Raw genomic sequence first — 12,926 nt, 5'->3', positions numbered from 1 at the left:
TTGAACGTGTTTATTTTTTACTGAATGGGCGAGTGATTAACCCAATAGGGCCTTTTTGATACCAGCGTGATAGTGCTTTGCCACGTGTATCTTGGCCTAACGATTGTGTAAAGCGGTCTAATACGATAGCAAGGATGACGATCCCAACCCCACCAACAGAGGCTAATCCCATATCTAAGCGTCCTATCCCGCGTAGTACCATTTGTCCTAAGCCCCCGACAGCAATCATAGAGGCGATCACCACCATGGATAGTGCTAACATCAATGTTTGGTTTACCCCTGCCATAATTGTCGGCATAGCTAAAGGTAACTGGACTTTGAATAGCATTTGGCTAGGGCTGGCTCCGAATGACTCTGCGGCTTCAATTAAGTCTGCTGGGACTTGTTTAATACCTAAAATGGTTAAACGAATGATCGGGGGTAATGCAAAAATAATGGTGACCACCACGCCAGGTACATTACCAATACCAAATAACATCACAATGGGGACTAGGTAGACAAACGCGGGTGTTGTTTGCATGGCATCGAGTAGTGGACGGACTACTTTTGCTGCTCTATCACTACGTGCAAGCCATATTCCGAGGGGTAACCCGATAACAATACAAAATAACAGAGACGTTAATACTAATGATAATGTGACCATGGCTTCTGACCATGCTCCGATTGCCCCGATAACAATCATTGAAACGAATGTTGCAATACCCATTGCTCTTCCTGCGAATTGCCATGCTAATAAAGCAAATAAAATAATGGCAACGGGGGAGGGCAGGGAGGTTAAAAATTGCTCGAACCCACTGAGAATAAAATCAATTGGTGCACGAATAGCTTGGAATACAGGGCGAAAATTTTGTACTACCCAATCAATACCGTGAGTTACCCACGAATCTAATGGTAACAATGTGTGCTGAAATGGGTCCATAAAGTTAAATTGATCAATTGATACGCCATCTGTTGGCGCTGCATCTAACCAGTCGTTGCTGCCAGATTCCGCTGGTGCATCTGTTGTTGGGGCATTACCCCATGGGTCATCTGAAGATGTTGGGCTATTATCGGAGCTCGCAGCCCATGGATCATCAGCAGCAGTTTCTGGGGTTTGTGTCGGGGCTTCTTGCACTGAAGCATCCGCCCATGGATCTTGCTGGTTAGTTGTTTGTTCTTGATTATGTTTACTCATTTGGCGTCTCCTTATCCAGTGCTTGCAACAGCATTCCTTTCGAAATTACCCCCAAATAACGATTTTTTTCGTTAATGACTGGTACCGCACAAGGAGCTTGCGCTACAGTTGAGATAACTTCATTCAAAGATGTATCGCCTTGAATAGGCTCGATATCTGTTAAAATTGCAGATTCAATACCGGCTTTTTCACGGAGCGCTTTTTCGAGGGATTCAACAGAAACGACACCGACAAAGGTTTGACCTCGAGAGATCAAATAACCATGATAGCGGTCCTCGTCATTTAGAACTTTAAGGGCAGAACGCGGACCAAAACCCGGTGCGATATGTAAAAGAGCATCAGGTCGCCGACGAGCAATATCTTTGGCGCTAAAGACTTGGCTAATATCAACGCCACGGAAGAATGTTTTGACGTAATCATTCGCAGGGTTATTCAGAATTTCATCTGGAGTGCCTATTTGAACAACGACTCCCCCTTGCATGATGGCAATGCGATCACCAATTCTCATGGCTTCATCAAGGTCATGGGAAATAAAAACAACGGTGCGCTGTTTATCCCCTTGTAAAGAGAGCAACTCATCTTGCATTTCAGTTCGGATCAAGGGATCTAGCGCAGAAAAAGCCTCATCCATTAATAGGATATCAGGGTCATTGGCTAGTGCTCTTGCCAACCCTATACGTTGACGCATACCTCCTGACAGTTCATCAGGGTATGAGTTAGCCCATTTCTCTAGGTTGACTTGTTGAAGGGCATCCATTGCTTTTTTATGCCGTTCTTCTTTCGAAATACCAGAAAGTTCCATACCAAAAGCAGTGTTATCAATCACGTTCATATGCGGCATAAGTGCAAATGATTGAAACACCATACTGATTTTAGTTCGTCGAACTTCACGCAGTGCTTTGTCAGTAATTCCGGAGATGTCTTCTCCATCAATCATGACTTGGCCACTTGTCGGTTCTATCAGGCGATTGAGGAGGCGTACCAACGTGGATTTCCCTGAGCCAGAAAGCCCCATCACGACAAAGATCTCGCCTTCTTCAATCGTCAGATTAACATCTTGAACACCTACGGTTAGGCCTGTTTTTTCAAAGATATCATCTTTACTCATTCCTGATTTCAGTAGCTTGAAGGCCGGATCAGGATTTTCCCCAAAAATTTTATATAAATTTTTAACTTCTAATTTTGTTGCCATATATTATTTACCCAACTTTCAATCAATAAGGAAGAATGATTGCCCATATTGAATGTGATTAATTCTGTCGTGATAGCTTAAACAATATTTTAAAATTGCGACTATCGGTTGAAAATTATTAGGGCAGAAATTCCTATTTTAGTTTAATGGGTTCGATCATTATGGTTTAAATTTAATTATTCCTGTTTTAGTTATTAGCAAAACTTGCAAGCAATAAACCCTAGCATAATAAAATCGACTGACAACCCTCGGTTAAGCATAATTAATCAAAAAAATCACATGCAGAAAAGACGAATTATTCTTGCTGATTAAAGAAGTAATTAGCCTAATTCGTTAGTACGTTAATTTAAGATCCTATAGGTTAACTAACTGGTGAGACTGAATTTATTAGATAGCGCATTTAATACAATCTATTGGAGTAATAAGTTTTTAATTTATTATTAATACGGATAAAAATTAACATTTAGAGTAGAAAAATAAATGTAATATACACTAGTTTATATTAATTTATCTTATCAAAAATAATTGAAATATGGATTATTTTCAAATAATTTGCCAGATTGACTCATTAAAAATGAGTAATTAAACAGATATACATATAAAAAACGAAATAAACTGTCTGTTTTTTGAGCTAAAAAATATCATGATAAATAAAATCATTATTATTCATCATGATATGGTTTTTTAGGGGATTTACCTTGATAGATAAACTAAATTTACTGGTTTATTAGAAGTTCCAATCATCATCCTCGGTACTTACTGCCTTTCCAATAATATAAGATGAGCCGGAGCCCGAAAAGAAATCATGGTTTTCATTCGCATCTGGGGATAATGCGGATAATATTGCAGCACTAACATCTGTCACTGTATCTGGGAATAATGCTTCATAACCTAAATTCATTAATGCTTTATTCGCATTATAATGAAGGAATTTTTTTACATCTTCTGACCAACCCACCGAGTCATACAGTTCTTGCGTATACTTAACTTCATTTTCATATAAATCAAGTAATAATGAAAAAGTGAAATCTTTAATTTCTTTTTGTACTTCATTATCATATTGTTGTAATGAGTTTTGAAATTTATAGCCAATATAATATCCATGTACAGCTTCATCCCTAATAATTAATCGAATGAGGTCTGCGGTATTAGTTAATTTACCTCGACTTGACCAATACATAGGTAAATAAAACCCTGAATAAAAAAGGAATGATTCTAAAAATACACTCGCAATTTTTTTCTTCAGTGGATGTGAATTGCAATAATAAGAAAGGATGATTTTGGCTTTATTCTGTAACGCTGTATTTTCTTCACTCCAACGGTATGCGTCATCGACATCAGTGGTCGAGCACAATGTTGAAAATATTGAGCTATAAGACCGAGCGTGTACCGCTTCCATGAAGCTAATATTAGATAATACGGCTTCTTCATGAGGGGTTTGAGCATCAGGCATTAAACAAGGAGCACCAACCGTATTTTGGATGGTATCGAGTAACGTTAAGCCAGTGAATACTCGAATAGTGAGCTGTTTTTCTGCCGCAGTAAGCGTGTTCCAAGATGGTGTGTCATTGGAGAGCGGGATTTTTTCAGGTAACCAAAAGTTGGTGGTTAACCGGTTCCAAACTTCTAAATCTTTATCGTCTTGAAGTCGGTTCCAGTTGATAGCTTTAACAGGTGTATAAGATGTGCTGGTGGTCATTTGATTTTTTCCTATTACAGAGTGCAAGATACGCAGCCTTCGACTTCGGTTCCTTCTAGGGCGGTTTGGCGTAACCTAATGTAATACAGTGTTTTTATCCCTTTTCGCCATGCATATATTTGCGCACGATTGATATCGCGGGTAGTGGCATCATCTTTAAAAAATAGGGTTAAAGATAAACCTTGGTCAACATGTTGAGTGGCCATTGCATAGGTATCAATAATTTTTTCTGGCCCGATTTGGTAAGCATCTTGGTAATACTCTAGATTTTTGTTATCCATAAAAGGAGCAGGGTAGTAGACGCGCCCAATTTTACCTTCTTTACGAATTTCTATTCGTGAAACGATAGGATGAATGCTAGATGTTGAATTATTAATATAGGAAATTGAACCTGTCGGAGGGATAGCTTGCAGATTCTGGTTGTAAATTCCGTGGGTCATAATTGACTGTTTCAAGGCTAGCCAATCTTCACGACTTGGAATTTCGATACCCGAACGTCGGAATAATTCCTGCACATTCTGTGTCTTTGGTAACCAAAGGTTGTTGATATATTTATCGAAATATTCACCAGAGGCATATGTAGAGTGTTCAAAGCCAACAAATGCAGTTTTTCTTTCTCTGGCTAATTGGTTGGATGTTTTTAGCGCATAATAAGTGACACAGTAAAAATAAATATTGGTAAAATCCAACGCTTCTTCAGAACCATAATGAATGTGCTCCCTTGCAAGGTAGCCATGTAAATTCATTTGCCCTAAGCCAATGGCATGGGATTGGCGGTTACCTTGTGCAATAGAAGGGACTGAGCGTATATCACTCATATCTGAAACTGCACTTAAAGCCCGCACAGCAGCCTCAATAGATTGAGCAAAATTAGGGGAGTCCATTGTTTTAGCGATATTCATTGAACCTAAGTTACAGCTAATATCTTTACCAATCTGTTGGTAGCTTAAATCATCTTCATAAGTACTAGGGCGATTAACTTGCAGTATTTCCGAACACAAGTTGCTCATATTAATTCGCCCTGCGATTGGGTTGGCCCGGTTGGCAGTGTCCTCGAAGAGAATATAGGGATATCCCGATTCAAATTGAATTTCAGCTAAGGTTTGGAAAAATTCTCGCGCATTAATTTTGTATTTTTTGATCCCCTTGTTATTTACCATTTCATGGTATTTCTCTGTCACACTAATTTCGGACATTGGAACACCATATATGCGTTCAATATCATAAGGAGAGAACAAATACATATCTTGATTATCTTTTGCCAACTGGAAAGTGATATCAGGAATAACAACCCCTAGAGAAAGCGTTTTGATGCGTATTTTTTCATCGGCATTTTCCCGTTTAGTATCAAGAAAACGCATAATGTCAGGATGATGCGCGTGTAAATAAACGGCTCCGGCACCTTGACGAGCCCCTAATTGGTTAGCGTAGGAAAAGGCATCTTCTAGCATTTTCATGACAGGGACTACACCAGATGATTGATTCTCAATCAATTTTATTGGAGCGCCTTGTTCACGTAAGTTGCTCATTAAAAATGCGACACCACCGCCGCGCTTGGATAATTGTAATGCTGAATTTACGGAGCGACCGATGGATTCCATGTTGTCTTCGATTCTCAAAAGAAAACAAGAAATTAGTTCACCTCTTTGCTTTTTACCGCAATTCAGGAATGTGGGGGTAGCAGGTTGAAAACGACCGCTGATGATCTCATCCACATATAACATCGCGAGGCTTTCTGAGCCTTGTGCAAGTGTTAATGCCACCATACAGACACGATCTTCATAACGCTCTAAATAACGTTTACCATCAAAGGTTTTTAGGGTATAGCTGGTGTAATATTTGAAGGCACCTAAAAAAGTCTGGAAACGAAATTTATGCGCATAAGCTTGTTTAAATAATGATTTGATAAACTCAAAATCATATTGACCTAATACGCTACTTTCGTAATAGTTTTCTTGCACTAAGAAATCTAATTTTTCTTTTAAGTCATGAAAAAATACAGTGTTTTGATTTACATGTTGCCTAAAATAATGATGTGCAGCTTCCTTGTCTTTATCAAATTGAATGTGGCCTTTGCTATCATATAAATTCAACATAGCATTAAGTGCGTGATAGTCTATATCAGTGGTATTTTGCATTTTATCCATTTTGAAATAACTCTAGTTGTCAGTACGCTGCCAAAATATTTGAAGGCCTTGCTTAACGGATTGAACATCTTTTTCTGTGCCAAGAAGCTCAAAACGGTAAAGGTAAGGAATACGGCACTTTTGCGCGACAATATCCCCAGCAATGGCATAGGCATCGCCAAAGTTGGTGTTACCCGCAGCGATCACTCCACGGATAAGTGAGCGATTGGCTTCAATATTTAGAAATTGGATCACTTCTTTTGGGACAGCACCCTTTAAGCCTCCACCACCATAAGTAGGCAGCAACAAAACATAAGGTTTTGTTGCAATTAGGCTGTTTTCTTGGCGACCAATGGGGAGCCGTGTTGCTGGAAGGCCTAACTTTTTAACAAAGCGATGGCAATTTCCAGAACGACTGGAAAAATAGATAAGCGCTTCCGTTGCCATAAGAACCTCTAGGCCGCTAATAAGCTAATCATATCTGGACGAAACCCAGACCAATGTTTGTCCCCAGCAATGACTACTGGGGCTTGTTGATAGCCTAATTTTTTAACTAGTTCAAGGGCTTGGTCATCTTGAGTGAGGTCAATTACCTGATAGGAAATTTGTTTGCGATCTAGCGCTTGGTATGTTGCATTACATTGAACGCAATTAGGCTTACTATAAATGGTAATCTCAGTCATATTATTTACCTTTTGATTTTTTAACGTGTCATAGCCAACAAGATTAATAAGCAAATACTATATATGGGTGAGTTATTTATCAACCACACAATATGTAGTGGATATGAAAAGTTGAATGATAATTATTCTAATTATTTGCTAGGTTGTTATTAACATTGAAAATAAAAAATAAGTGGATTTAGTGATTCAGTTGGTGACACTAAGAAAAAAGATTATTGCAAAGCGGAAATAATTTACTCTATAACTGTATATACAATCAGGTAATTGATTCCTTTTAAGGAGATACTATGTACCATCAATATTTAGAAACACCGGAAAAGTTTCCTAAACCGTGGATCCATATTACGGCTGATGATGACGGAATAACGAGCCTGTACTTTGTTGAAGAAAAAACAGAAAAAGAAATTAAGAATGAGCACTCCAAACTTTGCGTGAAAGAGTTAAAAGAATATTTTAGTCATAAAAGAAAAGTTTTTACGGTTGCTTTAAATCCTCAGGGAACTGAGTTTCAAAAGAAAGTTTGGAAGCATTTATGTGGGATACCTTATGGTGAGCGATGGAGCTATAAGGATTTGGCTTTAAAGTTAGGTTCTGTAAATTACTGTCGTGCTGTTGGAATGGCTAATTCACGTAACCCCATTTCTTTAATTGTACCTTGTCATCGTGTATTAGGGCATGATGGAAAGCTAGTCGGTTATACTGGCGGCCTAGATATTAAAGGTTGGTTACTATTGCATGAGAAGTAATATCTAAATAATTCACTATAGCTAATACTATTAGTTGTAATAATTGCTATTTGTAAGAATTATGGGTGGAATTTGCACAGATAATACCGATAAATAATATATTTTTACTTTTTTAGTCAATTTTCGTGATCTAGGTTGTAGACAAGTAACTTAGATATCTGATGTACTGAGCCTGATACAGATGGTGTGTCTATTTTATTTTAAAGGTAATAATTTGATGTCTAAAGTTAAAGGTAACGTTAAGTGGTTCAACGAGTCTAAAGGTTTTGGTTTTATCACTCCAGAAGATGGTAGCAAAGATGTATTTGTGCACTTTTCTGCGATTGCAAGCGAAGGTTTCAAAACCTTAGCGGAAGGCCAGAAAGTCGAATTTGAAATCACTGAAGGTGCTAAAGGCCCATCTGCTGTTAACGTTGTCTCTCTGTAATTTTAATAATTAACAATTAGAAACTAACAGCTATAAACTCGCTCTGGTTAACTGGGGCGAGTTTTTTATTAAGCAGTAAAAGACAAGAGCCGGATTTAAACAAATAGGTTGAATCCGGCTTTATAGAAATAATGTAGCGTACCAAAAAGCTAGGGGTTATTTGACCTCTTCACCTTTAGCTTGTAAGTCTGCATGGTAAGACGAGCGTACAAAAGGCCCACAAGCTGCGTGGGTGAAGCCCATTGCCATTGCCTCTTCTTTCATTTCGTCAAACTCTGCTGGGCTAACATAGCGTTTTACAGGCAGATGATGGCGACTCGGTTGCAAGTATTGACCAAGCGTTAGCATTGTTACGCCATGACGGCGTAAATCACGCATAACTTCAATAATTTCGGCGTTCGTTTCGCCTAACCCAACCATTAGCCCTGATTTAGTCGGGATATCAGGGTGCGCTTCTTTAAATTTTTCGAGTAATTTTAATGACCATTCATAATTCGCGCCTGGGCGAACTTGGCGATAAACGCGTGGTACGTTTTCAAGATTATGGTTAAAGACATCTGGTGGCGTTGCGGTCAGAATTTCTAGTGCGCGATCCATACGCCCACGAAAGTCAGGGACTAATGTTTCAATTTTAATTGAAGGGTTTTTTTCGCGAATAGCACGAATACAATCCGCAAAGTGCTGTGCGCCACCATCACGTAGGTCGTCTCGGTCCACAGAAGTAATAACGACATACCGTAATGCCATATCTTTGATTGTTTGCGCTAATTTTTCTGGCTCATTGGCATCTGGCGCGTTTGGACGACCGTGGGCAACATCACAGAATGGGCAACGTCGAGTACAGATAGCACCTAAGATCATAAAGGTTGCTGTACCATGGTTAAAGCACTCGGAAAGGTTTGGGCAGGAGGCTTCTTCACATACCGAATGTAGACCATTTTTACGCATAGCGGCTTTAATGCCTTGAATACGAGTTGAGTCAGCGGGAAGCCTAATTTTCATCCAGTCAGGTTTACGTAGAATTTCTTCTCGTTCAGTCACAACGTTTTTGACAGGGATCAGCGCCATTTTGTCGGCGTCACGATATTTAATTCCGCGTTCTATCTGAATTGGTTTACTCATAATATGACGGTTCCAGTTATCTTTTATGCTGATGGATAATTTTTAATTCTAAATAAAACCGAATGGAAAGCCGTAACCCATTCATTAAAAAATAGTTTAAAAATGTTAAAAAATTATAGCATTATTATTGAACAATATGAAATCCTAGTGTGTCACAGAATTGACGGATTAGCACAGGCTGAACATCAGATAATGACACTTTGGGAGCAAGATCACTAATCTGAGTCATCTTTAATTCACTGTAACCACAAGGGTTTATACGGTTAAATGGCTCAAGGTCCATATCGATATTTAAAGCAAGCCCATGGAAAGAACAGCCTTGCCTAATGCGTAAACCAAGAGAACAAATTTTGTCCCCGTTAACATATACACCGGGCGCATCGGGGCGAGGGTAAGCTTCGATATGAAAATGGGCGAGGGTATTCACAACCGTGTTTTCTAGTGCGGTGACTAACTCACGCACACCAAGTTTATTGCGTTTTAAGTCTAGCATAACATACATGACTTGCTGGCCGGGGCCATGGTAGGTAACTTGGCCCCCCCGATCACTTTGAATGACTGGGATATCGCCAGGAGCAAGTACGTGCTCGGCTTTACCGGCTTGGCCTTGAGTAAATACTCGGGGGTGTTCAACGAGCCAAATTTCGTCGCAGGTTTCAGGCGTACGGCATTGCGTAAATTGGTGCATCGCATCAGAAACGGGTTGATAAGGCGCGAGGCCAAGTTGGCGGATGATTATACTTCTGTCTGACAAAATTAAGCGTCCACGTTGTCATTATCGTTAGGTCAGTATAACGCCTATGTTTGTTACACATCAAGTTGTCAAGGTATTAGCTTGTTGTATATAAGTGAGTAGATACAGAATTAATGGTTAGCAATGATAATTTTTAAACTCGGCTGTATTTTGGCATAAAAAACCCCCAGTAATTGGTTGTCCAGCTATTGGGGGTCACTTCACTATTTGGTTTTTTATTTACTCGTTGATTAAAGCACAACTTTAACTAATTCTAATGCGCCTAATTCGCTATACAAGGTTTCAACCTGTTCGATATGTGTTGCATTAATAGTAATAGAAACTGAGTGATAGTTGCCTTTGCTACTTGGTTTCACATCGGGAGAGTAATCACCAGGCGCATGACGCTGAACAACTTCAATCACTTGATCAACCAACTCAGGCTGTGCCAAGCCCATCACTTTGTAAGTTAATGGACATGGGAACTCAAGCAGTTCACCTAATTTCGTTTTCATGGGCACTCCTAATTTTTTAAATTGTGTCGCTGGTTGAAAAAGATTGGCTGGTATTAAACCAGCCAATCAAAAGTATTCATCCAACAAACATTTCGATGCTTACTATATGGGGGTGATTTATTTTTGTTTCAAGCCCTAGCCAAACCAACGGTGAAATAATAGTTTGATATAGTCAATTAATCGGCTGAAAAAGCCACCTTCTTCAACATCTTTTAGAACGGCTAAAGGGTGTTGTTCAATAGTTTTTCCATCGAGCTGGAAGCTGATCGTACCGACTTGCTGACCTTTGGTCAAAGGCGCTTGTAATTCTGTCGTTGACAGTTCATAGCTGGCTTTTAAATCTTTTAACCGTCCCCGAGGTATCGTTAAGTATAGGTCATCCACTACACCTAATTTCACTTCATTTTCATCACCAAACCAAACAGGAACACTCGCAAAATCAACGTTAGCTTGTAATGGTTTAACTGTTTCATAGAAACGGAAACCATAAGTGAGTAATTTTTTACTTTCAGCATCACGTCCTTTGCTGCTTTTCCCACCCATCACAACGGAAATTAAACGCATATCACCATCTGTTGCGGATGCAACAAGGTTGAAACCTGCGGCATTTGTGTGACCTGTTTTGATCCCATCAACAGCAAGGCTCTTATCCCACAACAAACCGTTACGGTTAATTTGGCGGATGTTGTTAAAGGTAAATTCTTTTTCTTTGTAAATGGCATATTCTTCTGGTACATCACGTACTAAAGCTTGACCAATAAGCGCCATATCACGTGCGGAGCTATACTGGCCTTCTGCATCTAAGCCATGAACAGTTTCAAAATGGGTGTTTTTCAAACCTAATTTATTCACATATCCATTCATTAATTGAACAAAATTGGTTTGATCTCCAGCGATATAATCAGCCATTGCAACACAAGCATCGTTACCTGATTGCAGGTTAATCCCACGAGTCAGTTGAGAAACGCTGACTCGATCTCCTGGTTTTAAGAACATCAAGGATGAGCCTTTAAACACAGGGTTACCGGTTGCCCATGCATCATTACCCACGGTGACTATGTCATTTGCACCAATTTTACCTGATTTAATCGCCTGACCAATAACATAACTGGTCATCATCTTGGTTAAACTGGCTGGGTCACGACGCTGATCCGCATTACTTTCAGCGAGGACTTTTCCTGAATTATAATCAATGAGTATATAGGCTTCAGCATCTATGGCTGGTGCTGCGGGAATTGAAGTATTTGGAAAGCTGTCATTGGCATTTGCAATACTGGCAGTCAAAAGAAGCAGAGCAGAACCCAGCACTGTATAACGCACGATGCGTGATGGAGCGACATTATTCATGGTTTTACCATTTACATCCGAAATTCGGTTAACACAAGGAGGCGCAGTTTAGCAAAAGAATAGGGCAAGAAAAAAGCCACTTTTGCGCTCCACCAATTATTTTTGTCAGTTTGATACAGTCATACTTTAGGCCCCATCAACATCATCACAATGTTGAGAGACCTAAAATGTTTGGTATGTATTCAGATTTAAGGTGCGACTACCATCGAAGTTTGGTTTTTTTCTGATTGTAGACGGCCCTGTACTTCAACAGCTTGTTGTCGAGTACTAAACGGCCCTAATTGAACCCGGTAGATACCATTGTAGGGTTGTAAACGCCCAGGAACATTAAATTGTGTTTTTAGTTCATCCAGCATTTTTTGTGCGTTCGGTTGGCTGCTAATTGCACCCGCTTGGACTAAAAAACCACGCTCAGGCACCGCTTCTTCGGCCGCGGGTTGTGGCTCTGGCGTAGGGGTTTGTAAGCTCATATCAGGCATCACTGGTTGCATAGGTTCTTTGGGCTGTTGGACAGGCAACGCATTTTCTGGCGTTGGTAAGTTTTCCATCACAGGCGTTCCCATAGGGCCTGAACCTAGTTGTGGGCGCCCAGGTAGTGCATAGCTCTGCTTAACAAAATTAGAGCCGACAGTACCGGTACCAGAAAGTGTACCGTCTTGGGCGACTTGGATAGCGTCTATTTTAATCTTAGTGGTTGGTAATAAATTTAAGCGGTCAGCCGCAGCCCGAGAAATAGCAATGCTTTTACCTTGCATATAAGGGCCACGGTCGTTGACTCGAACCACCATCATGCGGCCATTCATCATATTGGTAATACGCACATAACTAGGGATTGGCAAAGTCGGGTGTGCTGCGGTTAATTCTACGGGGTTAACTCGTTCACCAATGGCAGTCATATTGCCTGTTGATTCAGCACCATAAATTGAAGCGTAGCCAACTTGGCTAAATTGTGCCGGGTCACGTACGATTTGGTATTGCTGGCCATTACGTGAGTAATCACTATTTGCTGTTGGGTGATATGGCTCATAATGAGGTTCAGCACCTAATACATCTTGAGTGGGCACATTGGTTGGCACTTGGGCGGGTTGCTTAACCTCTTCTGTAACACAGCCACTAAGTAGCGCGGCAGTGACACCAAGCATTATCCATTGTAAACGCATAC

At 40.0% G+C, this 12,926-nt stretch carries 13 protein-coding genes; 2 read left to right on the top strand and 11 right to left on the bottom strand.

Annotated elements, in window-relative coordinates; translation table 11 throughout:
• Positions 1-10 precede the first annotated feature (10 nt).
• The 6 genes from proW to nrdH form a co-directional block, all read right to left on the bottom strand.
• Entirely contained in the window at positions 11-1,174 is a 1,164-nt protein-coding gene (proW, locus tag M1F14_RS18990) for a glycine betaine/L-proline ABC transporter permease ProW (RefSeq protein WP_181469127.1), read from the bottom strand.
• Positions 1,167-2,366, bottom strand: a complete 1,200-nt coding sequence (proV, locus tag M1F14_RS18985) for a glycine betaine/L-proline ABC transporter ATP-binding protein ProV (protein WP_181469128.1) — start codon at positions 2,364-2,366, stop codon at positions 1,167-1,169. The genes proW and proV overlap by 8 nt, the downstream gene beginning before the upstream one ends.
• Positions 2,367-3,093: 727 nt before the next feature.
• A complete protein-coding gene (gene nrdF, locus M1F14_RS18980; RefSeq protein WP_042848390.1) occupies positions 3,094-4,065 on the bottom strand; it encodes a class 1b ribonucleoside-diphosphate reductase subunit beta in 972 nt (323 codons plus the stop codon).
• A gap of 14 nt (positions 4,066-4,079) precedes the next feature.
• On the bottom strand, positions 4,080-6,212 hold the full coding sequence (nrdE, locus tag M1F14_RS18975; protein WP_071547823.1) for a class 1b ribonucleoside-diphosphate reductase subunit alpha: 2,133 nt from the start codon (positions 6,210-6,212) through the stop codon (positions 4,080-4,082).
• 12 nt (positions 6,213-6,224) lie between these two features.
• On the bottom strand, positions 6,225-6,638 hold the full coding sequence (gene nrdI, locus M1F14_RS18970; protein ID WP_042848388.1) for a class Ib ribonucleoside-diphosphate reductase assembly flavoprotein NrdI: 414 nt from the start codon (positions 6,636-6,638) through the stop codon (positions 6,225-6,227).
• An 8-nt stretch (positions 6,639-6,646) separates the two neighbouring features.
• Positions 6,647-6,874 (bottom strand): glutaredoxin-like protein NrdH, encoded by a 228-nt coding sequence (gene nrdH / locus M1F14_RS18965; protein WP_181469129.1) that lies wholly within the window; start codon positions 6,872-6,874, stop codon positions 6,647-6,649.
• 287 nt (positions 6,875-7,161) lie between these two features.
• Here nrdH and M1F14_RS18960 point away from each other — a divergent pair, with 287 nt between their 5' ends.
• Together M1F14_RS18960 and cspE are read left to right on the top strand one after the other, a co-directional pair.
• Positions 7,162-7,620: a methylated-DNA--[protein]-cysteine S-methyltransferase gene (locus M1F14_RS18960; RefSeq protein WP_042848385.1), complete on the top strand. Its 459-nt coding sequence runs from the start codon at positions 7,162-7,164 to the stop codon at positions 7,618-7,620.
• A 217-nt stretch (positions 7,621-7,837) separates the two neighbouring features.
• Positions 7,838-8,047 carry a transcription antiterminator/RNA stability regulator CspE gene (gene cspE, locus M1F14_RS18955; protein ID WP_014657708.1) on the top strand — a complete coding sequence of 70 codons (210 nt, stop codon included), beginning with the start codon at positions 7,838-7,840 and terminating at the stop codon, positions 8,045-8,047.
• Between the two features lie 156 nt (positions 8,048-8,203).
• On the opposite strand, the gene lipA is transcribed toward cspE, so the two are convergent.
• From lipA to rlpA, 5 genes are all read right to left on the bottom strand, one after another.
• Positions 8,204-9,169 carry a lipoyl synthase gene (gene lipA / locus M1F14_RS18950; protein ID WP_042848383.1) on the bottom strand — a complete coding sequence of 322 codons (966 nt, stop codon included), beginning with the start codon at positions 9,167-9,169 and terminating at the stop codon, positions 8,204-8,206.
• A gap of 124 nt (positions 9,170-9,293) precedes the next feature.
• Complete coding sequence (lipB, locus tag M1F14_RS18945; RefSeq protein WP_336431474.1) at positions 9,294-9,857, bottom strand: lipoyl(octanoyl) transferase LipB; 564 nt, start codon at positions 9,855-9,857, stop codon at positions 9,294-9,296.
• A 296-nt stretch (positions 9,858-10,153) separates the two neighbouring features.
• On the bottom strand, positions 10,154-10,417 hold the full coding sequence (gene ybeD / locus M1F14_RS18940) for a DUF493 family protein YbeD (RefSeq protein WP_042848378.1): 264 nt from the start codon (positions 10,415-10,417) through the stop codon (positions 10,154-10,156).
• Positions 10,418-10,552: 135 nt separating this feature from the next.
• Complete coding sequence (gene dacA / locus M1F14_RS18935; RefSeq protein WP_042848376.1) at positions 10,553-11,764, bottom strand: D-alanyl-D-alanine carboxypeptidase DacA; 1,212 nt, start codon at positions 11,762-11,764, stop codon at positions 10,553-10,555.
• Between the two features lie 188 nt (positions 11,765-11,952).
• Positions 11,953-12,924 (bottom strand): endolytic peptidoglycan transglycosylase RlpA, encoded by a 972-nt coding sequence (gene rlpA / locus M1F14_RS18930; RefSeq protein WP_048606341.1) that lies wholly within the window; start codon positions 12,922-12,924, stop codon positions 11,953-11,955.
• Positions 12,925-12,926: the final 2 nt, after the last annotated feature.

This window comes from Providencia sp. PROV003 (genome assembly GCF_045040775.1).
GTDB classification, from domain to species: Bacteria; Pseudomonadota; Gammaproteobacteria; order Enterobacterales; family Enterobacteriaceae; genus Providencia; species Providencia huashanensis.
The sequence above is the reverse complement of the archived record's forward strand: the minus strand, read 5'-3'. Positions and strand labels throughout refer to the sequence as shown.